At 59.9% G+C, this 21,433-nt stretch carries 18 protein-coding genes; 14 read left to right on the top strand and 4 right to left on the bottom strand.

Annotated elements, in window-relative coordinates; genetic code table 11:
* Window positions 1-191: 191 nt before the first annotated feature.
* From AC5Y5B_RS18715 to AC5Y5B_RS18695, 5 genes are all read left to right on the top strand, one after another.
* Window positions 192-1,385, top strand: a complete 1,194-nt coding sequence (locus AC5Y5B_RS18715; RefSeq protein ID WP_500006135.1) for a tyrosine-type recombinase/integrase — start codon at window positions 192-194, stop codon at window positions 1,383-1,385.
* 120 nt (window positions 1,386-1,505) lie between these two features.
* Entirely contained in the window at window positions 1,506-1,691 is a 186-nt protein-coding gene (locus AC5Y5B_RS18710) for a helix-turn-helix domain-containing protein (protein ID WP_500006134.1), read from the top strand.
* A gap of 121 nt (window positions 1,692-1,812) precedes the next feature.
* On the top strand, window positions 1,813-2,802 hold the full coding sequence (locus AC5Y5B_RS18705) for a hypothetical protein (RefSeq protein WP_500006133.1): 990 nt from the start codon (window positions 1,813-1,815) through the stop codon (window positions 2,800-2,802).
* A 456-nt stretch (window positions 2,803-3,258) separates the two neighbouring features.
* Window positions 3,259-3,762, top strand: coding sequence for a hypothetical protein (locus tag AC5Y5B_RS18700; RefSeq protein ID WP_500006132.1), 504 nt, complete (start codon window positions 3,259-3,261; stop codon window positions 3,760-3,762).
* A 75-nt stretch (window positions 3,763-3,837) separates the two neighbouring features.
* The gene (locus AC5Y5B_RS18695) at window positions 3,838-4,200 is read left to right on the top strand and encodes a hypothetical protein (RefSeq protein WP_500006131.1); all 363 of its coding nucleotides are present in this window, start codon (window positions 3,838-3,840) and stop codon (window positions 4,198-4,200) included.
* Between the two features lie 596 nt (window positions 4,201-4,796).
* Here AC5Y5B_RS18695 and AC5Y5B_RS18690 read toward each other — a convergent pair.
* From AC5Y5B_RS18690 to AC5Y5B_RS18675, 4 genes are all read right to left on the bottom strand, one after another.
* On the bottom strand, window positions 4,797-6,467 hold the full coding sequence (locus tag AC5Y5B_RS18690; protein WP_500006130.1) for a serine/threonine-protein kinase: 1,671 nt from the start codon (window positions 6,465-6,467) through the stop codon (window positions 4,797-4,799).
* Window positions 6,468-6,544: 77 nt separating this feature from the next.
* On the bottom strand, window positions 6,545-7,123 hold the full coding sequence (locus AC5Y5B_RS18685; RefSeq protein WP_500006129.1) for a lipoprotein LppJ family protein: 579 nt from the start codon (window positions 7,121-7,123) through the stop codon (window positions 6,545-6,547).
* Window positions 7,104-9,035 carry a putative alpha/beta hydrolase gene (locus tag AC5Y5B_RS18680; RefSeq protein WP_500006128.1) on the bottom strand — a complete coding sequence of 644 codons (1,932 nt, stop codon included), beginning with the start codon at window positions 9,033-9,035 and terminating at the stop codon, window positions 7,104-7,106. Before AC5Y5B_RS18680 ends, AC5Y5B_RS18685 begins: the two co-directional genes overlap by 20 nt.
* A gap of 342 nt (window positions 9,036-9,377) precedes the next feature.
* Window positions 9,378-9,641: a helix-turn-helix domain-containing protein gene (locus AC5Y5B_RS18675; protein ID WP_500006127.1), complete on the bottom strand. Its 264-nt coding sequence runs from the start codon at window positions 9,639-9,641 to the stop codon at window positions 9,378-9,380.
* A gap of 277 nt (window positions 9,642-9,918) precedes the next feature.
* Here AC5Y5B_RS18675 and AC5Y5B_RS18670 point away from each other — a divergent pair, with 277 nt between their 5' ends.
* From AC5Y5B_RS18670 to AC5Y5B_RS18630, 9 genes are all read left to right on the top strand, one after another.
* Complete coding sequence (locus tag AC5Y5B_RS18670; RefSeq protein ID WP_500006126.1) at window positions 9,919-10,203, top strand: hypothetical protein; 285 nt, start codon at window positions 9,919-9,921, stop codon at window positions 10,201-10,203.
* 1,849 nt (window positions 10,204-12,052) lie between these two features.
* Window positions 12,053-12,415, top strand: a complete 363-nt coding sequence (locus AC5Y5B_RS18665; protein WP_500006125.1) for a hypothetical protein — start codon at window positions 12,053-12,055, stop codon at window positions 12,413-12,415.
* Window positions 12,416-14,315: 1,900 nt separating this feature from the next.
* Window positions 14,316-14,813, top strand: coding sequence for a hypothetical protein (locus AC5Y5B_RS18660; RefSeq protein WP_500006124.1), 498 nt, complete (start codon window positions 14,316-14,318; stop codon window positions 14,811-14,813).
* A 773-nt stretch (window positions 14,814-15,586) separates the two neighbouring features.
* Window positions 15,587-15,988: a DUF2510 domain-containing protein gene (locus AC5Y5B_RS18655; protein WP_500006123.1), complete on the top strand. Its 402-nt coding sequence runs from the start codon at window positions 15,587-15,589 to the stop codon at window positions 15,986-15,988.
* A gap of 386 nt (window positions 15,989-16,374) precedes the next feature.
* Window positions 16,375-16,596, top strand: coding sequence for a hypothetical protein (locus AC5Y5B_RS18650; RefSeq protein ID WP_500006122.1), 222 nt, complete (start codon window positions 16,375-16,377; stop codon window positions 16,594-16,596).
* Between the two features lie 294 nt (window positions 16,597-16,890).
* On the top strand, window positions 16,891-17,490 hold the full coding sequence (locus AC5Y5B_RS18645) for a recombinase family protein (protein ID WP_500006121.1): 600 nt from the start codon (window positions 16,891-16,893) through the stop codon (window positions 17,488-17,490).
* Window positions 17,491-17,679: 189 nt separating this feature from the next.
* Window positions 17,680-19,104 carry an ADP-ribosylglycohydrolase family protein gene (locus AC5Y5B_RS18640; RefSeq protein ID WP_500006120.1) on the top strand — a complete coding sequence of 475 codons (1,425 nt, stop codon included), beginning with the start codon at window positions 17,680-17,682 and terminating at the stop codon, window positions 19,102-19,104.
* A gap of 185 nt (window positions 19,105-19,289) precedes the next feature.
* A complete protein-coding gene (locus tag AC5Y5B_RS18635; protein ID WP_500006119.1) occupies window positions 19,290-20,666 on the top strand; it encodes a hypothetical protein in 1,377 nt (458 codons plus the stop codon).
* Complete coding sequence (locus AC5Y5B_RS18630; protein WP_500006118.1) at window positions 20,659-20,913, top strand: hypothetical protein; 255 nt, start codon at window positions 20,659-20,661, stop codon at window positions 20,911-20,913. Before AC5Y5B_RS18635 ends, AC5Y5B_RS18630 begins: the two co-directional genes overlap by 8 nt.
* Window positions 20,914-21,433: the final 520 nt, after the last annotated feature.

Raw genomic sequence — 21,433 nt, 5'->3', positions numbered from 1 at the left:
CCGCGCCCTTGCAACGAAAACCGCCGACGACCTGCGAAAACACGCTACCGCTACTTCCTGGGGGTCAAGTGGTCGCAGGTTCAAATCCTGTCAGCCCGACAGAGGTCAGAGGATGTTTTTAGCCCGGCTGAAGAGCTTCTCCCGACGGTATGACGCCAAAAGTGACGCCAACAGGCGGATAGACTTCGCGCATGGCGAAGCGGCGAGCAAACAATGAGGGCAACGTTTACCAACGTGCCGATGGCCGTTGGGAGGGTCGGCTTTCCTACCTCGATCCCAACACTGGCACGCGGAAACGGGTGTCCGCATATGGCCCCACGCAGAAGGGCGCACTGGCCGAACTGGGCAAGATTAAGGATCGACTTGCTGAGGGCAAGCCACCAAAGGATGCCAGCTCCACGGTGGCTTCCTGGCTGACGCACTGGCGCACCACCAGCTTGGCTGCCTCTGACCGCAAGCTGGCCACCAAAGAGCTATACGCGAACCTCTCGCGCAAGCACCTTGAGCCAGAGCCTTTCGGTGCGATGCGGCTAGACCGACTCAAGCCGTCGGACATCGAGGCTCTGGTGTTGCGGATGCGGGCGCAGACCAAGTGCGTGAAGCCGACCGAGGAGAACCCCGACCCCGATCCCGTGCGGGCGCTGTCGGACTCCACCATCCGGTCCACCTACACCGTGCTGCGTAGCGCTCTGGACGGTGCTGTCCGCGATGGGTTGCTGGCGCGTAATCCCGCCGCCCTGGTGAAGCGTCCCGGCGTGGAACGGGTGGAAGCACGGCACCTGGACACCAGCTCTGTGAGCGCCGTGCTGAAGGGCGCTGAGGGCCTGCGCTACGCCTGCGTGCTCAACCTCATCGCCACCACGGGGCTGCGGAGGGGAGAAGCCCTGGGTCTGCGGTGGGAGAACGTGGACCTGGAAGCAGGAGTGCTCAAGGTGCGCGCCACGATGAGCCGCACGGGCGGTTCGATCCAAAGCTCAGAGCCCAAGACCGAGAGAGCCCGCCGTACGGTGCCGCTCACGCCTGCGGTGGTGGCCATGCTCAAGGCCCACCGCAAGGTCCAGCTGGAAGAGCGCTTGCGCGCTGCCAACGTGTGGCAGGACAACGACATGGTGTTTACCACGGAGTTCGGCACTCCTGTCGAGCCCCGCAACATTCTGCGCACCATCGAGATTGCTTCGGCCAAGGCTGGGCTGAAGGACGTGGATGTACATACCCTGCGGCACTCGGCAGCGGTGGCGTGGTTGGAGTCGGGCGTCCACATCCGCCAGGTAGCCGACCTGCTGGGGCACAGCTCCATTACGGTTACCGGCGACACCTATGGCCACTCCACCGAGGACGGCGCTAAGGCGGCTGTGCTGGCTCTAGGTGCTCAACTCAACCTATAGCCAACCTTCTGGCAAACGTAATAAGACCACTTATTGCTTGCGTGATAAGGGTTCTTGTCTTGTAGAGCTAAATCCTTCGTCATACCCTTGGATGGACTTCAACAACCACCAGGAGCCCCCATGGCGCGACTCATCTCGCTCGAAACGATTCGGGCAGAACATATCCCGGTCAGCAAGTCGAAGCTACAGCGTCTCACCCGAGCCGGTGAGTTGAAGACGGTCCGCGTGGGACGCCGCGTCTTCGTCACCGAGGAAGCGTTGCGGGAATACATCGCCGGGCTGCCCCAGGTGGGTTCTGCGTCATGAACTGTCGCCGGAGAACGAAAACCCCTGCCATGGCAGGGGCCTCGCAACATCCGCTTCCCAACGGAAACCACAGCGAAAGGTCAACCAGTGACAGTAAACCCAACCCTGGAAGGTCAATCCCATGCTAACTCACACCGATGACACTTTGCTCGGTCCCGACCAACAATGGTTCGCCGAACTGGCCGAAGAATCGCCCGAGCCCCTGTGGCTCAAGGAGCTTCCTGCCCACTGGGACTTGTCGCCCCGCATCGTCGCCATCCTGCGCGACGGCGTCCCCCAGGATGACCGCTGTCGTGTACCGATCTTCAACGCCCTCAAAGCCGTGGCAATGAGCCTAATTCGCCGAGGCGTGGACTTCGACGCTTTCGAAGAATGGTGCGAGAACCATCAACCGCGATTGTGGCTCTGCGCGATGACCCGCCGGGGACGGCACTACCCTCCGGGCTTCACGCTCGCCCGCAAGGCATGGAACTGGGCACAGGACTATCTCGACGCTGCCGACGACAACCGAGACATCGAGATCGTACGACACCTCGACGCCGTGGAACGAGTACTGCGTCGTCAGGCCCTCACCAGGCACCAACGAACGGTGCTGTCGTTCCTCGCCGCGCAGATCCGCAGGCGAGGATTCGTCCGCGTCACCGCCCCGGTCCAAGAGATTCAGGACACCACCGGATTGCCCAAAGTTTCGGCCTGGCGGGCACTGAAGAGCTTGGTCGGCATCGGCATCCTGGAATGCCACGACACCGGTCTATGGCTGGGACATGGCAGAAGGGGAAAGTGCGCAGCGATCTACAGCGTCATCGCTGACGGTCTTGATTCTTCCCTGGGGTCAGATCCCACGATAGCAGCCAAAGACAGCTCTCGCCAGCATGTTTCGGAAATAGTGAGAGTCAGAGGGTCCTCTTGGAACATAAGGAGTTCTATTCCTTCTACTACTTCCCCGGGACTCCCTTATGTTTCATCGAAGCCAAGGACCCAGACCCAGAAACCCCGAGAGATGACCGAGGATGACCGAAAGTTCATCTCGCAGTACCTCAAACAGAGGGGCAAGGGGGGTCCGGAAGCCCTGTTGCTGGCCAACATCCGCCGGAACGGGGGCATGGCATGAGGAACTCGTCCCCTCCGCATGCCGTCTTCTGGGCTCACGTCGATGTGCAGGGTCCATGGTCTGACGCCTGCGGCTCTCGGTACTGGGTATGGACGGGGTCAACCAATAGCCCTGCGGGAAGTGGGCAAATGGTGGTTGGCCAGGAGCATGGCGGCTGGCGCAAGCTGGCCCATCGTTTTAGTTCGGAGAACCAATATGGCCAGATCCCAGAGGGATCCACACCGATGCCGGAACAGGTTTTGTGTCAATCCCCGATACTTGGAGGCTATTTCGCACCGACCCAATGCGGGGGATACGTTCTTGTGCCCGTAACGCCATCAAGACGCACTGCCCGCCTGCTCATGAGTACGCGTCGGAGAACACCAAGGAGTGGAAGGGCCAGCGCCACCGCCGGGCTCGCACTGCCGAGAAATCGCGACGGAGAACACGACAGCGATGCGAGTTGAGGGTAATCGCATGAAAGGACTTGGCATTCGAGCGGACCTGGTGAAGTCTGTACGCAACATCGCCAGCGTTCTTCCCCTACGGCCAATCGTCACGTCCATGACCAGAGTCCGCCGTCTACACCGCATCGGACGCTATGACCGCACAGAAAGGGAGGAAAGCGAGATGACGAGGCGGACCACCGAAGATCACCAGAAGTTCGGCTATGCGCTCGTCACCCGCGACATCAGACGACTGACTGCTGTGATTCACCGATCCGAGATCGGTGGTGACACAAGGGCGATGATCGAGGCTGCTACAGAGCAGCTCGAAGCCCGGGTCTGGGTGACGATGCTTCATGATCCCCTGGCCAACACGCTGATCAACGACCAGGACAAGTACTCGGACGGTCGGCCAGTCACCACGACTATTGGCTGGGGAGACGGTTTCGCCACCCTAATCCACTGCCCTGATCCAGCGGACGGTACTAGCGGAGGTGGACAAGACGAACTGTCCGAAGAGTTATGGCCCTACTAATCCAGAAACAGCGGGCACATAAAAATCGAAGCCAGACAACGAAGGTATGGCAGCGCCAGCGACTAGGGAGATCACATGATTGACAAGGATAAGTACGACCAGTCACCAGATACTTTGGCAGAGAAGGAGCTATACCCCACGGGCGAAACGCCCGGCGCGCTGCCATCGGAAGTTGAGGAGTGGGTTGCCGTCGCCAACCACCGGAGGCGGGTGCGCGATCAGCTCACGGTCGGTGTGTTGCTCCGCAGTATCAGCGAGGAGTACTTGGGTGACCGCCAGGCCAGCGTCGAGGAGTTGCTCCGGGTCGCCGATATTGGAGTCGAACTGTTCTACGCTGTGATCGTTCACCGCGACTTCACCACCGAGGTGTTAGACGAGGCTCGTTCACGCTGGGGTCCGCTGGTCGACAGCGCGCGCGAGGAATGCTACCTCGCTTAGGCCGTGCGTTTCTGTGGCCAGGGGCGCAACGGCCCGGGCTGTCTAGGAGGGCGCCATCATCATCTCTCGGGGCCGAGATCTCGGCATCTGGTGCTGACACGCAATGTATGGATCCTGGCAGCGTGGCTACCTATAGAACTTTCGCAATGACAAGACACCAACTTGCATTTCGAGCCATGTCCTTTATGTACTGTCGCCGCATGCCTTGCCATGCCGCCCTTCTGAGTGAGAGCGCCACGAAAACATACTGGGGCCAGCGCTTATCGGTTACTGGGTAGGGCAGAGGGTCAGTTTAGCGGCGCTACGCGGTTAGCGCGGATCGGCGGTCGGGCAATGAAATTGACGCACTAGAGTCCCGAAACCTCTAGGGAAGCCGTCTCCATGTGCCCAAAACCCCTATAGGAAACCTCTAGCGAATTTGTAAATGGCGTTGACATCTGGCGCGTTCGCGGGATGGCCCCGGCGGCCCTTCTAATCTGTGTCCCTGACGGGGGTGCTTACAGCAAGCCGCCGCCGGTTGAGGTCTCGCCACTCAGGACCCCCGCCCGGCGCGAATAGCTGCGGGCTGTCATCCGAGGTATGCCCAGCCACCGATGTCAATTGCCCGCAAAGTAAGCGGTGGTCACCGTGCGAGTCTCAGGTGGCGGGAAATGCTCATTGGTAGAACCCAGTGGGCCGACCTTGACCGTCCATAGTGCATGAGAACGATCGACCGCTGACACGCTGCTCTGGGCGGGGACCAAGACAGCGGGATTTTCGCCGGGGCAACCGTAGGCACCCCAATAGTTGTCGTCGCGTCCGCCCCAGGCTCCACCGTTGCGCAGCCGACACTGCGTGCCGTCGTCGAGAAGCAACGCAAATGGCTCCGGCGTGGGCGGGGGTTCTGCAGCGGGAAGCGCATCGGTATAGAACTGCCGGTAAAGCCGCTTGTCCCAGGGGGTGTACAGGCACAGCAGGGTGCCTGGCGTTGATGGCCAGCACACATCAGCGTCGGCGGCGGACGGGTAACACTTGTAAATGCTGAAAGACACCGCTGCTGGCGATGCGTCGCATCCGAAGACTTGATGGGAGTTGCCAGGTGGCGATCCCTCTCGAAAGCCGTTGGTGGGCTGGCCATTGACGACGGGCACTACGGTAACGACTTTCGTTGCCACTGTTGTCGCACTCGTGGGTGTGGGGGCTGGTGGAGGTACGGCAGCGACACTGCTCGGAGGGGCTGCCGGAGGCGACATGGCTGGGCCTGTCGAGGGGTGCGCCCGTTGCCACGGATGCCACGTCAGCGCAATGACGGCCACCAGCACAGATGCGGTCGCCACTACCGCAGGGATGAGCCACGCCCGCAGTGCCGTTCTGGCGGAGGCACTTTGATCCCTTTTGCCCGCCATTTGCGCTGGCGCGGTGGGTGCGGTAGTGGAAGCGGCACGTGGGCCTGCGGCCTTCTCCAGTACATGGGCGAAGTCGGCACATCGAGGGAACCGATCGTTGGAGTCCTTGGCCAGCGCGACCGCCAACACCGAGTCAAGGCCCGCGAGCTGGGGGCGGGTGTCGCCCAGTGTCGGTGGGGCGGCGTTCAGGTGGCGGCTAATGACCACAGCAGGATTGGAATGCGGGAAGAGATGGGAACCAGTGAGAAGGTGATAGGCCGTGGCCGCTAAAGCGTATTGGTCAGTACGACCGTCCATCTCCTCGCCCATGAGTTGCTCGGGAGCAGAGTAGGCGACGGTGCCGACGGTCATGTTCGTGGCCGTTAAGCCGCTGATGTCGTCGACGTTGCGGGCGATGCCGAAGTCGGCCAGCAGGACACGCTGCTCCTCACCGTCGTCAGCGTGGGTGAGCATGATGTTGGCAGGCTTGACATCACGGTGGAGTAGGCCCTGTTTGTGCGCATAATCGAGCGCACCGGCCACGGCGGTGATGATCCGCGCGACGTGATCAACGGGCATCCCGTCCGGGTAGCTGCGGGCAAGCAGTCGCCCCGCATCAAGCCCGTCAACGTAGTCCATCGAAATCCAGAGCTGGCCGTCGTATTCACCACGGTCGTGCACGCTGACGATGTTTGGGTGCCACAGCTTCGACGCCAGATCGGCCTCGCGGTTGAAGCGGGCGCGGTAGTCAGGGTCGGCGGATATGTCGGAAGGGAGGATTTTCAAGGCGTTGTAGCGGGGCAGCCGAGGATGCTCGGCCAAATAGACCTCGCCCATCCCGCCAGATCCCAGCAGACGCACGACCCTGTAACCAGCAAAAACCTGGCCCCCGCTCAATGGCATGGACTGGAGACTACGAACGCAAACAGCCTTCGAGGCCGAGTTCGCTCACACTTCGTGGGAATGAAGCATTGAAGGCTTCATCGAGCAGTTAACTGGTTGGTGATGTCGAGCCCCGCGCCGGGGTCATGGTGGTGGTCGTTCGGGTCGCGACATTGTCCATATAGGAGGATCTGCCCTCGGCTGTGGTCGGACGGTATATAGCCCAAGTTGGCGGTTACACCGTTTTTATTGAGGGTGGTGCCGTGGAGGTGCTGTCCTGGCGGAGCACCGCTGTTCCAGCCGTTTGCACGCATCGCGTCGCGGATGTGCTGGAAGTAGGTGTCGGGGTCGCCTTGCAACAGAAACCCGATAGTGACCCTGCCCTGATAGGGGGGATCGCCTTGGTCGTTGCAGGAGGCGAAGGAGAATCCGCCGTCTACGCCTTGCAGATTGGCGATGGCCACGATTTGTTTGGCCGGTTCGATGACCTGGGCCATGGTCTGGTCGTCGGTGAGCGGGTGGGCAGACTCCTCGAATGGATTTGTCGACGGACCCGATGACTGGGGTTTGTTCATCACCAGTGCACAACCTCCCAACAGCATGACGATGATCGCCAGGACAGCAAGCCCCGTCTTTTGTGCCCGCCCTTTCGGCGGCTCAGTGGTGGTGTTCGGCATCGAAGTAATGATCGCTGGTAACTGATCCTGGCGAGCGGTCCCACTCCGGGTCGACAAACGCTGGCGTCTGCGGACCCACGTTAACCGGACCTAGTCCGGGGACGTTGACTTGGAGTGGGTAATGCCGGTGCCCGGCTGTCATGCCGTCGGCTTGCAGGGCGTCGCCGTGTCCGGAGGTGATGTCGGCCATGCTGTGTAGCGCCTCCCCGCCGAGGTTGTAGTACTGGCTGTGGTCATGTCTTGCGTTAATGCCGTCGGAGCCGGGTACTTCGGCGCGGAAGCGAACTGATCCGAATCCGTCGGCGGCTGGGTCAACGCCGAGGCCCGGGTCGGTTCCCCGCCACTGCCCAACAACGTCTCCTCCGAATATGGATTTGCTCAGTCCATTGCTTTCGCCGATCAAGCTGATCGGGTCGGTGGAGGCCGCCCCGACGTAGACGTGCCCGCCGTCGAGGTGGAAATTCGCAGCGCTGTGGGCCATGTCGGTTCCCGGGCAGCCGATGAGTACCGCGTCGTTAGCGTGCATGCCGTGCATGGCGAAGGCGTCTGCAACGGTGGTCGATCCGTAGGAATGGCCGAGGACGGTGACGTGCTGGTCGCCGCCAAGGTGTGTGGTCCATAGACCGTTGACATCTTGCGCTAGCGCTTCACTCCCGGTTCGGGCCAGCATCGGTGTGGAGATGCGCAGGTCTTTGAAGTCGTTGGGAGCGTCGTAGCCCATCCACGCAATTACCGCCGTGGAATTGTTCGGGTCGGCGGCGTTGGCTTGCCCGTACAGGTTCAGCGCGTCGTTGTGGCCCTCATGCAGCCAGCCGCCCTTCACACTGCTACTGGTACCCGGCACGATCACAGCGGTGTTCTTCGCAGTATCGGGATTGCCAATGCACACTGCAGCGCGTCCCTTGCCCCCGAACGCCGTTGGGTCATATGCGAACAGATACACCGGGTTGTGGCCATGATCGGAGTCGTGGTCAAGACCTTGCTTGGTCTCGTCAGCGTTGTGGTACCGCGTGATGTCGGTGGCCGACAGGCCATATTTTCCAGGGTCACGAAGCACATCGTCGACCGACGCCCCGCTGCGGCTGGCGATGTCACGCACCCGGTTGAGGTCCTGGTTCATCACCGAAATATTGGCATCACTGCGAGCGAGGATCGGGACACCGTTGAGGTTGCCGACCTGATCGGGATGTTCGGCGATGAACCGCTGACGTTGCTCGGGCGTCAGTGATGTCCACCAGCGGTGCACGTCGTCCGGGTTCGTGTTCGAAGGGGGTATCTGCGGGTCCGCGTCGGCTGGCCCGAGGCCTTCGGGGTTGAAGCCTTCGGCACGCAAATTGCCCAGTGATTTCTCCAGGGTGGCCGAGTAGCCGTTGCGTATGGAGTTGAGCTGGTTAAGAGCATCGCGGGTGTCGTCGGCGGCGTCGGCTTTGGCGTCGTTGATCAAGGATTGCAGTTCGCTCCTGGATTTCGCGTCGAGCGTGGGATCTTGCAGGTCCTGTGTTGCCGCGCCGATGATTTTGTCGAGCAGCTGTAACTGACGTTCCAGCGTTGCGATCTCTTGGGCTCCGGCTTTTTGCGCTTCCGCTAGGGCGGCGGCGATGTTCTCCAGATCAGCGCCGATCTTGGGCAGCTGCAGGGACTGCGCGCCAAGCGATTTGACGGTGCGCTGTACTTCGGCGGAGTCGTTGATTGGGTGATCGCCGTTCTGGTGGTTCCAGGCCGCGTTGAAGCGGTTGCGGGCTTGCTCGAACGTCTCGTTGGCCTCTGCAGTGCACCGGCCTGCGGTGTGAAAGGCCTCCGCTAACCGAGAAATCTGAAACGGGCTGCCAGCCTGCAGGCTCTGGTTGACTGCCCACGGGTCACCACCGGCAGCAGCGACCAGCTCTGCTTGGCTCAGGTATATAAGCTGCATCGCGCCGCTCGACGCCTTCCGGCCTTGCGGTCATCCATGTCGGTGAAGGTTACTACCGCTTGCTGGCCGCACGGCTGATGTCAGGCGAGATTGCAATGGTGCCCGGGCCAGCGCCATCCGCTCATCTAGCAACTGATCGATCAGCTCGGTGCTCGGGGTGCAGTGGGACATTTCGCGGGCTACGCGCCAGGCGCGTGTTACTAGGCGAAGCTCACCATCGATTACGCTAAGGTCGCGCATACCGGGAGCCTATGTCTAGGTCCCGCAGCAAGCACTTCACCTGCGCAACGCCGGTCAGTGAGATCGCCTGGCACGACGGTCGTTGAGCGGAGGCAGATAAGTTCATCCAGACTCGTCCGGCGGCAGAGGCAAACCGCTGACGAGGTCTCCTGCATCGATTTCCAGGCCGTCGGCAATCTTGACGATGGTCTCCAGCCGAAGACTGCGTTGGCCGCGCTCTACCTTTCCGAGTTGCGTCCAGTGGATGCCGCACCGCACTGCTGCCGCCTCCTGGCTAAGTCCAAGCGCTGCGCGACGATTGCGGACCCTCGCGCCGAACTCGCGGGTGGTCTCGTTAAGGGCTGGCTTGGATGGGTCGTCGGACACGAGGGCAACCACATACGGCCCGCGCGGAATCGGCCAGAGCGTTATGCACGCATGTGTTTCATTCGCATGCGTAATAGGCCTAATTATTGCTAATCTCCTGGCGAACACCTCACCTGCGCCCCACCGACAGGAGTCCGCCATGCCACGGTGGATCTGCACAAGCTGGCGACTGGCATGCGTGACAGTCAGTTGTGCAACCGGGGCGGCCCTTGTTTGGGCAGCGCCAGCTCATGGCTCGCCTGGTGGCCCGTGCGGACAGTATGAGCCGGGCCCAACGGTGAACTTCAGCAATCCCGCCTGGTGGTCTGCGAAGTCATGCACGCTGGGGTACACCAAGATGTTTGAAGCCCTCAAAATGCAGTACGACCGCGACGTTGCTGCGGGAGCGCCCCCGCTGAACAGTCCCATCAATGCATCCGGCGACGCCACGGCGTGTCAGGACATGCTGCCCTATGCCCTCCAAAACGCCGGGCAATACAACTTTCGCATTGACGGCGCGGCTTTCCTTGAAGGCTGCGAAGAGGGCAAGCGGGCAGCGATAGCTGCCCGTTATGCGCACTGAGATGCGGCGCGCCTCAAGCTATCCGGCGAGACGAGCGTCTGACGTCCTGTCGTGCGCACCACTGAATAAGGGGAACAAACCATGATCCGTCGAATCGCTGCCGCCGCTGGGATCATCCTGGTGCTCAGCGTCTCAAGCCTTGCCACGTCTTCCATAGCCCAAGCCTGCTACGGGGCACCGAGCCCGAGCGGCGGTACATATATGTATCCCAATCCGCCAGCCAACGGCCCATGCGCCTCCTGGGCCACTGATCCAAACTCGCCCTACCGCCCGCAATACACGCCTCCGTCGGTGCATGTACCTCCCGGCTATCACTACGCATTGGGTCCTGGGGGACGGTACGTACTGGTACCTAATCAACCCTGACCCTTGCCGTGTCACCGCGAACGCCGAGAAGGACTGGCTCCCAGCAGGCCACGATCGTGGTCGAGTCTGCGCTCGGTTCCCTCAGGCCTCGCGCGGTGACCACCGGCGTCGGTGCTGGGACATTCGAGGCGGGTCCTACTAGGCAGAAATCCGTCCGCATCAAGTTTCCCGAATGAGCGAAGTAACCCGCGTCCAAGTGCCTGGCGCTCAAGCGAAAGGGGAAATCCGTTGGATTGCAGGACGATTGTGGCCGGTCTGGCAATCGGACTTGCGGTGACAAGTTGCGGTGCCAGCCACAGCGACTCATACGAGATGGGCCGAAAAAAGGGTGGAGAAGTGCCAGTTAAACACCTGGGCAACGCAACTGCGACACAAACGTGCCAGCAACTAGCTCAAATCGCTATGGAAGGTTCCGCTCTCGGAACGACGGAAAGGCTGCCGAAAGATTTCCGTTCAGCAGATTTTGTGGCCGGTTGCGTGGATGTCGTCGAGTGAACGCTCCGATCATAAAGCGAATGTTCTGTAGCGATCGACCAACGCCCGGACAGGGCTACGGACGGTGCATCCCTAAACGCCGGTCATCGAGCACTGCGAAGTCCGGTTGTACGGGGTCCCAAGGTATCTGATCTTGAAAGGAACGCTGATGAGACACAGGCATACATCGATTGGTGTCCTCGCTGCCGCGCTCGTCTGTTGCACTGTTGCCGTGACAGCGACGACTTCGGTGGCTAGTGGAGCCCCTGGTCGCCTTCCGCCTTCGCTAGGCCCACAGTTGGGTCAGCCCTGCAACGATCCACTCAAGTTGGCATACGACTCGTCGGGCCAAGCGGTGGTGTGCACCCGGGCTGGTACCTGGGTCCAGTCCGTAATGCCTTCGACGGTCCGCTTACTGGGCGCACCATGCTCGCCAAACGATCCGGTGGCCAAAACGCCGGACGACCACCTGATTGGGTGTCAGTCAGGTCTATGGACGCTATACCACCCATGACAAAGGTCAGCCGAGGAAAACTGCCAATGGACCAATTTCGTCCCGCCAGAGCTGTTCTTGGCGGCCTGGCATCTGGAATCGTCGCTGCGTCAGCCACCGCTGCAGTGTTCGCCCTCTTGTCGCTCAGCCCGGCTCACGCAGACTCGGGACTAAACGGTGTTTACAACGTCATAGGTAGTAGCGGTAAAACCGGCAGATGGACCATTAGTTCCAGCTGCGAATCTGAAGGATGCATCGCACATGTCACCTCTTCCACGGGGTTGGCGGGTGACGCCGTACTCAGCGGTGGCCGGTGGACACTCACGATTCCTCGGCCAGACGCCGTTGATTGTCCAGACGGAAGTCATGCACCTGGAACGAGCATCTACTCTTGGGACGCAACCACTCTCGCCGGAAACTACGACACCCAGCATGGCGCAACATGTGGAAACGCACCGGGCGTCTACCACGAAACGTTCGTGCTGACCAAGGTTGGATAGGGGCATCGTGCGTCGCATGATGTGGCAATTCACGGTGGTAGTAATAGCCACGATATTCAGCTCGACAAGCTGTGCGGCGGTGCAAGGATTCAGCCAGGCCGAGAACAAATACTTGGACGCCGTGCACCATCCGTGCCAGCACCCAGAAGTCTTCACCAATGTGAGAGACGGTCAGGCGTCGTACTGCGAGTTCAATTGGTCCGGCGACAACAAGACCCAAGTATCAGAGGGCCACGAGATCTGTGCCATCGAGAAGAGCAATCCGATGGCTCTGTACGAGGCACCGTATTCCTATATCCAGTCACAACACCCGGGCTACTCGCGAACCCAAATCAACACTCAGATGATTGCCGCTGAACAGACGCTCTGCCGCGCGTAGGACGGGGAGTTTGCGGGGAGGGACTTATGAGCAGGCGCAGACTACTTCGCTTCGTTGTCGGCGCCCTTGTTGTCCAAATTCGGCAAAAGCCTCATCGGGTCCGTTGGCTGCGGTTATGCTGTAGCCGGGCTGGGGCTGGGGTGCTTATGGGTGTGTGTATGAGAAGGCGCTATCGGGTCTCTACTGGTTCGCGTTGTCGTGCGGCTGCGATCGCCGTGATACCGCTTTTGTGGGGCTGCATCGCGACGGCACCATGTGCTGCGGCTGACGACAACCAGTTCCTGTCCGACCTTCTCACGGGGGATATGGCACATCCGTCCTTGACGCCACCTACGCTGCTCAAAATTGGGCACCAAGCCTGTTCCGACATTGCGGGCGGCGTTGCACCCGACCTCGAGAAGGGCCATCTGGGGACACAGCTATCCAACCAGGGCATCGCGTCATCCAACGCCGAGGTGGGCACTTTGCTTCACTTCGCTCTCCGCGACCTTTGCCCGAACGTTCCGAATACGAGCGGAATCTGATCTCGAATGAAAATCCATACGTATCAAGCCTTTAAGCCTGGCCTGGTGTGCGCCGTAGTCGTCGGGTGCTGGCTTGCTGCTGCCGCAGGGCCCGACTTCATCGGTTTGGTTGGAATAGCTGACACAACCGCCACGGCTCACGCCGACCCGGTGACATTTCCTCCCGACTGGCCTAATCACGAGTCGCAGACCGAACGAACGATCTGCGCTGCTCTGGGACAAGGTTGGTCACGCGCGCAAATAGTTGACGCTGCGGAACATGCCCAGAACTCCGATCTCACCGGGCTGAGTGTCGTTGAGGCTGCGCAACGTGCCGACGGACTGATTGATGCGGCTCGATATGCATATTGTCCGACGCTCAACGCCAACTGAATGGCGCTGACCTTGCCCGACCTGTGAAGAAACCTGTCCGACCAGCCGTCCGCCTGGCAACTAACGATGTTCAGAAAGGTAATTGTGCTGCGCATTTTGGTTTATTGTGGTGGGGCGGTGACGCTGATGGTGTTGTTTGGCACTGCGCCGTACGCGCTGGCCGACTCCTCCGTACGGACCCAGTCCGGAAACACTCGATGTGAAGTGGGACCGGGCCGAGTCGTCTGCCAATATCTACCTGGATTTTCACAGGCTCCCGTGGAACCCCCGCCGAGTTGTCCCCCTCCGCCCGGGACTTACTTGCGCTGTGGCGGGCCGGGTATTCATTGGGATCTGGCCGAGGTCACGTCAGCGGGTGCATTCCGATGGGACAACGGCAATATCCCGGGCACGACGCAAGCTATGGCGGATGATGTTGTGCTGAATTACGGCCAGACCTACAAGTTGCAGGGCTGGACCATCACTCCGAGTGAGGGCGGGACCCGCTTCACCAACGATGGAACTGGTCACGGAATGTTTGTCAGCATCGACAACGTGTCTCCGTTCTAGCCAAGCTGGGGTCAGGAAGAATGCTGCTCTGCAAACTATCTCGGGGGTGCAGCGTCCAGCTGGGCCAACATCGCGCTAGAAAGTCCTAAGCCCACGTACCACGGGAGGTTTACAGCGATGAGGAATCCTATGGTCGGCGGGATTGCCGTGCACAAGCAGTTTCAGCGGATTATTTTCGCGGCTATTGCAGCACTAATTTGCGGTGCCTTAGCGAGCCCATTTCAGGCTCGTGCAGAAACGCCCTTGGCGGCCTTCTGCGCTGACAACGCAGCTGAACTTTAGAGGACGTCGCATGAGATGGGGCTTGATCCAGCCAAATGGGCCAGCGATCCGAAAAACCTTGCCAGGTTTGGCTTTCACGGGGCTGGCGACATCGACACGCTGTACCACATGGTCATTGACAATGGCGCACCTTCAATCACTTCGCACATCTCGAACGAGACAGGAGCCATCGAATGGCGGTGCTCGGGGCAATGATGACGATCGTTTTGACACCCTCGAAAATCCTCCAGCGTCGTAAGGAAACGTCGAGCACCAAAAGCCTTGGCTTAGCACGCCGTCTTCGAGGAGGAGTTTCCGGTGGTCAGGTTCTGCTGTCGCTCACGTTGCTGATCGCCGGTTGGAATCTGCCCACCGCGTTTGCCGATGAAGGGACCCCGGTGGTGGTTGACTGCGGCCAGCCGCAGGTCAAGCCGGAACATCTTATTTTGACCTGTGCTGACAACACCTGGGCAATCGATAACCTCGTTTGGCGCAGCTGGGGAGCTGATGGCGCAACCGGCAGCGGCATCGAATTTAAGGTCACCTGCGTTCCGAGCTGTGCGCAAGGCTCGCCAACCTACTCCCCGGTGACGATTACGCTCACCGGCGCTACCCCTCCCGATTTTCGTTACACCAGCGCGGTGATCACCGACCAAAACACGGGCAGGTCCGATACGTGGCCGGTGAGGTAGGCCTCTCACGTAGGACTGCCTCGCAGTTGGGTTGACGTTATTGGGTCGAGCGGCGGAGACGGTTCTCGCAATTCTTCCAAGCAGAGTGGCCGAAAAGGTCACGTGCTTTGCCGACCGAGATTATTGTCCGATGAGGGCGGGTGACGTTAACGGCCAATGGAACATAGCGGATTAACCAGGGCATCGCGTCGTCGAACGACGAGGTGGGTGCGTTAATCCACTTCGCACTCCGGGACCTCTGCCCGAATGTCCCTGTAGGGCGCGCATTTGAACTGAGGGAGGACAATGCGACTGAGCCGATTACGCGGTGGCGTTGTTTGCGTTGCGGTCGGTTGTTGTACGGCGAGCCTCGCGATGACGCCGTCGGTTGTTGCGGAGCCTGGCCACCTTCCGGCTCCGAGGGGGCCGTTGCTGGGGCAGTCATGCGATGACTTAAATAAGCTTGCCTACGACCCTTCTGTTGGGCAGATCGTCTGTACAGGCGATGGCAAATGGGTGCGATCGGTGACACCCACGGGTGTCCGCCAGATGGGCCAACCATGCGCACCTTCGGAACTGGATTCGGTGATGTCTAGCTCGACCGATGGTCATCTGATCTGGTGCCCGTCATAGCGAAGAGTGTGGATTCTGTACAAGCCATGAGAGGTCGTGGACCGCGTCGATTGCGTCCTGGTTAGGCGTTCATTGCAGGTGTTTAACACCTGCTGGGCCAGCATTTGGCCTCTTCCCAAGGCGTCGGCCTGGAATCCAGTCAGATAGATAGGAGCCATTCAATGTCAAGTCAGCCGGGCAACGATGCGGCAATGCCGGGTTGGTATCCCGATCCCGGAGGTGGCCCGCATCTGCGCTGGTTCGATGGCACTAATTGGACACATCAATATCAGCCGACGGCGCAATATGTCGCACCGCTACCAGCCGGGCGCAGGTTCACAATCCACTACGGCTTCGTGGTCGTCGCGATAATTTCACTGCTCGCAACGTTAGTGCCGAGCATCTTTTGGTTTGCTGTTGCCGGTAATGCAGCCAGCGACTCGCATGGTGACCCAAGCTCAGCAGGTGCGGCTGCGGGCATTAGCACTGGAATGGCCGTGCTTTGGCTGCTATGGGGTGGCATGTGGACTTTGATCTGGACCGCTTTCGCAGTTCATCACACCTTACGGGGGCGGCAGAGATGAAAATGACCGATTCCGATCATTATGGTTCCGAACTCGTTTCGCGGCAACGCGTTTAAGCCATGCCCCTGCAACGCTAAAGGGGCGGGGACAATCACGAAGACCCTAGTCACCGCACTCCTGGTCGGCACCGCTGCCCTGTTCGGGGCAACTAGTATCGCGCACGCCGACTCTGACGTTCCACATGCTTGCCAGGCGCTTCTGCATCAACCCAAAACTGCTTTCGATGGGCCTAATCAGGCCATGCAAGAACTGGAACGGGTTTACGGGATGGACGCGAATCGCGCTGAGGTACTAGTGGATCAGTTGATTGTCCTGGACACGGATGACCCGGCAGGTTGGCGACCCAGCCAGACCTGCTTTGACCTGTGGCATGAGGGCTACATCAAATGAAGATCCTCATCGCTACAGTGCTGATCGGCTTCGCCGCCCTGATTGGAACGGCGGGTGTTGCCCACGCCGACCCAGTGCCTAATCTCGGTGACGATTGCACCGTGCTGGGAGCTTTGACGACGGACAGCCAGAACCAGAAGGTCCAGTGCGTGAAGCTTCCCGACCCAAACCACACTGGGCCGCATTACATCTGGGTCCTGCTGGGTGCTGTGGAATAGGGGAATCAAGCATCGACTTCGTCATAGGTGCTCAATTCGCGGGTTTGGCTGCCTGTGTAACTGCCGCCAATGGCGGGACACCTCGGCCCGCTTCACGTGCTGCGGCCCGAGACAACTGCGCGAGCGTGACGCGCCTAGAGCTGTCTCGAATTAGAGCACATACGAGACCCGGATCTCAATCGATTCAACTTTCGCTTCGGTCCAGGTCGTGCTGTCTCGAAAGTCCGTCTCACGCAGAGTGTCTCGAAAGGCCGTCTCGCTATCGGCGGCGTGTGATAAGTGCTATTATTAGCTGTGCTAAAAACTGACTCCCTTGCCACCTCACCGCCCAGCGTTGGGCTGCGCGTTGGCTATGTGCGCGTCAGCACTATCGCTCAGACGCTGGAACAGCAGAACGCGGCTCTCGCCGCTGCTGGGGTATCGAAGACTTTCTCTGACACGATGTCTGGCGCTCGGGACGACCGACCCGGTCTTGCTGCACTTCTCGATTATGTGCGCGAGGGCGACAGCGTCGTGGTGTGGAAACTGGACCGTTTGGGCCGTAACACCCTTCATGTCCTGGAAACGGTGAAGGCATTGACCGACCGTGGCGTCACGCTGGTGTCGACTTCTGACTGCATCGACTCCTCGACGGCGGCGGGCCGAATGATGATCGGGGTGTTGGGATCTCTCGCCGAATACGAGCGTGAGCTAACAAAGGAGCGCACCGCGCTCAAGCGTGCGATGTCTTTGGCCAACGGCACGAAATTTGGTCGGCGCAAGAAGGTCGCGAACCCTAGTCATATCGCCACGGCGAGGCGGATGAAGGACGACGGGCACACTGCCCGCGACATCGCCAAATTCCTTGGTGTCAGCCGAGCGACCTGCTATCGATACTTGGCTGACGACGCCTAGACCCCCGTTGGGGGAAGTTGTCCGCCTCACCCCCGTCGGGGGAAGGACCTGACACCCCCGTTGGGGGATACGCCCGGGCGTGACACCCCCGGGTGGGGGTATCGACGGTCCGACAAGCCTTCGACGATTTCAACATCCGACTGTCCCACCTACACATAAATTCTGGTGGGCGAAAGGAGAAGTACCCTTATGGTTTTGAATCCCGCACAACTCGACCGTGCAGTCGGCGCTCTGCTAGGCACCGCAGCCGGTGATTCACTTGGAGCACCTTACGAGTTCGGCCCGCCACGCGGGCCTGACCTGGAAGTCGCCATGACTGGTGGTGGCGTATGGGAGCCCGGCGAATGGACCGATGACACCTCCATGGCCATCGCCATCGCCGAAGTTGCGGCCAGCGGAGCAGATCTGCGCGGGGAAGCGGCTCTCGACGCCATCATTCACCGCTGGCACAACTGGATGCAGTCAGCCAAAGACGTTGGCATCCAGACCAGCCAGGTCTTAAGGACCGCAGCCTCAAGTGGTCTGAGCGCGCAAACTGCGCGTGGAGCATCGGCAGCGCTGCATCACCGTACAGGGCGCACGGCGGGTAACGGCTCACTGATGCGCACAGCCCCAGTTGCTTTGGCTTATCTAGACGATGAGACTGGCCTCGTCGAGGCAGCACGAACGGTGAGCGAGCTGACGCACTACGACCCGGATGCGGGGGATGCCTGCGTGCTGTGGTGTCTGGCGATCCGCCACGCCGTCCTCACCGGCATTCTCGATGCGCGTATTGGCCTGCACCATTTACCGGATGACCGACAAGACATTTGGGCAGCCCGTCTCGACGCAGCACAAGACGCCCGGCCCGCCAGCTTTCCGAATAACGGCTGGGTGGTGACGGCTCTGCAGGCTGCGTGGTCAGCGATAGCCACCACTCCTGTCCCGAGCGACGACCCGGCAGCCGGAGTTTTCCGCGCCGATCATCTTCGTTTGGCGCTGGATGCTGCCGTCCGGTGTGGGAACGACACTGACACTGTGGCCGCCATCGCGGGCGGGTTGCTCGGCGCGGCGTATGGCGCGTCGGCTGTCCCTGCGCAGTGGCGTCGAGTGCTGCATGGCTGGCCAGCGCTGTCGGTACGGGGTCTGGTTTCACTGGCGACTCGGATAGTGAAAGAGGACGAGGCCTTTAGTTACGACCTCTTCTGGATGACTCCGGTGCAGCATCCACATGACGATGGGGTTTGGCTGGGCGATGTCTCAGCGCTGCAAGGCCTCCCGCCAGGCGTGGACGCTGTGGTGTCCCTATGCCGAGTGAACGACGATGACGTACCGATGGGCGTTGAGCAAATCGACATACGGTTGATCGACACCGAGGGCGACGATGTCAACCCCAACCTGGACTTCGTGCTCACCGACACCGTGCGGCTCATCGAGCAACTCCGCAACGAGGGACGCAAGGTGCTCATTCACTGCGTGGCCGGTCAGAGCCGGACACCCACTGTGGCGGCACTCTACGGCGCACGTAGGGAGGCCGTCAGCGGGATACGGGCGTTGCAGGACATCGCCTCTCTACTACCGGATACTTGGCCCAACAGCGATTTTCGCGCAGCCGTAGGACGATTAGCGCCGTAACCCGAGTAGCAACTCTCCTGCACACCCGCTGTGACCCGGCTGGCGACCTCACTTCAAGCGATGAACGTCCGTGCCTGTTCGTACGATGGCCTCTTGTGAAGCCTTACTCTGCTGGCGAACCATACGCGGCCCGGCGCATCGTCGTGCTGCGAAACAGACTTGAGAGGCTGTCACGTCGAGCGACGATGCTCGATCTACTGGCCGGTGGTGTCGATAACTACGTGGGGTTTCAGGACGAGCTTCTGCGCCTGCAAGCCGTAACGCAAAGAGATATCACTGCGCTGAAAAAAATAGTCCGCAGAAACAAGGCCGCGCTACCAGCGCTTGAAGCGCTCAAGCGATTGCGATGGTATGGACGGTGCCTGGGCGATGCGCTTGCGTGGCAAGTGCTTCTCTTTGACCGCAAAGCCATAGCCGCATTGATGTCCGGTACGCGACCTCCCGTCGCGGATGTCACACCTAACACCCAAGCGGTAGTAAGTGTGTCTGGATACCTTTTAGATCAAAATTTCGGAATACCGATTCTCCACGACATCACCAATTGGTTACGCATCGGAGATATTACATTCATGGTTCCTGACCAAGAACCAGACGAACAGGGCAATAGATGGCGGTTCCAGACTGTCGAACTCAAAAGCTCCATGGACGAAGCCGAAGTTGAGCGCGATGGTGCTATTCATGCCAAGATCACGGTAAACATGTACTGCAATGAGCAAATGAATCTACCTCTACCCGACGAAAAACTAATCGACATTCCTGTTGACACATCCAATAGTGCGCAAGAGGTTTCACGTCCGCCACGCAAACAGGATCGCCGCTTAAACCGCCAATTCAGACGACTCGATGAGATGGTCAAGCGTCGAGACATGGACGAGAATTCGGTAACCACCATCGACGGTATCCCAAATATTGTGGTTCGGGTGCCGCACCAAGACACCCATCATTGGGCTTCTCTAAGAGCAGCGATTCGACAGGCCCGACGCGACGGCTTTGCGTTCTTCTCGATTGACAATTACGTCGGATACACAGTTTGGTATCGAAAAGACGGTGTGACGGAAGAACACATGAATAGCTTCGGTCCCCAATATGCGGAGTTGGTACGAGAACATTTGATGTCAAGTGACGCGGCAGGCAACGGGTTTTTGCTGGTTCGTGAAATTCCGATGGAAGAGGAATACGACACAGAAGCCTTTCCAATTATGCGATTCTTTAGTTATAAGATTCCAAAGAACGCGATACAAGATTTTCTACACCATCGCTTGATGATGGCTGCCGCCGTCAACTGGGGTCGCGTCGACACCGCATTGATTGACGAAGGATTCACCGTTCCACAACAGGTTGGAGACGGGACGTACTCTGTCGAGATTTCTTGGCCGACCGGCGACAGGTTCCGCGTCCAGACTCCGACCAACCTGGTGTCACGTGAGGTTGAGCGTGGTCTATACGAATTCTGCGCTCTGAAGGATGTTGTTCAGAAGATTGCGTCGGTAAAGCAACTTCCGCAGGTGATTTCGTTTGAGGATTGGGATGCGTCACTCAAGGCGCAAATGACCGATGAGTAGACGCTGTGCAGCGGACAACAAGCGACTGAACGAATCATCCTCGCAGTCGAATGAAAACCTTGCATCCGAGCTAATTGCCTCTGGTGCAACTACACAGCCCGTCGAGACAGTGATTGCGGTGCTGGCCGCAATCCGTGACGGTGCATCGATCAATGTTGCCGCCAATGCATCGGGGATCAATTACAGGACTGCACAGCGGATCGTTCACGCCGGAGCGGATCATCGGCAGCTTGTGGTGGTCAGTTGACCAGCCGAGGCTGACAACCAAGATTGGGCCTAGCCGGTGAACGGTGGCTGGTCCCGGCTCGACGGTGAAGTGGATCGACCGAGGAAGCTTGAGTCAGCTTTAGCATGTCGATCACCAAACATGGTCGCTCCGGGGGATTTTGTGTTTCTGGCGCTGGCGCGTCTACCACTTCCGGGACGGCTTGCCGAGGTCCAGATCCTCTTCTGGATCGAGGCCCCTGCTTTTGAGAAGAGCGTCGTAGGTCGACCCTCTTCGCTCGTACTTGGGCATCAGCTTCTTCCCGGCCTGGCGGTTCCGCAGGTGACTGAGGAGGCGTGGCGGTGTCCTTCTCACACAAACCGGCGTCGACGCAGGCAGCGCTGAAAGCGGAAAGCGACACCCGATCAGGAAGCCACCGCCACGTCCTGAGCATCAGGTCGCTCTTGCAGCCAGCGACCTCCAAGAGCTGCAACCTGGGCTCGCCGGTGGCAATGCTGCTGTATGCCCTGGCTTTCTCTGCAAGCCACTCGATGATGACGAG

The organism is Mycobacterium sp. NGS33 (genome assembly GCF_059812885.1).
The sequence above is the reverse complement of the archived record's forward strand: the minus strand, read 5'-3'. Positions and strand labels throughout refer to the sequence as shown.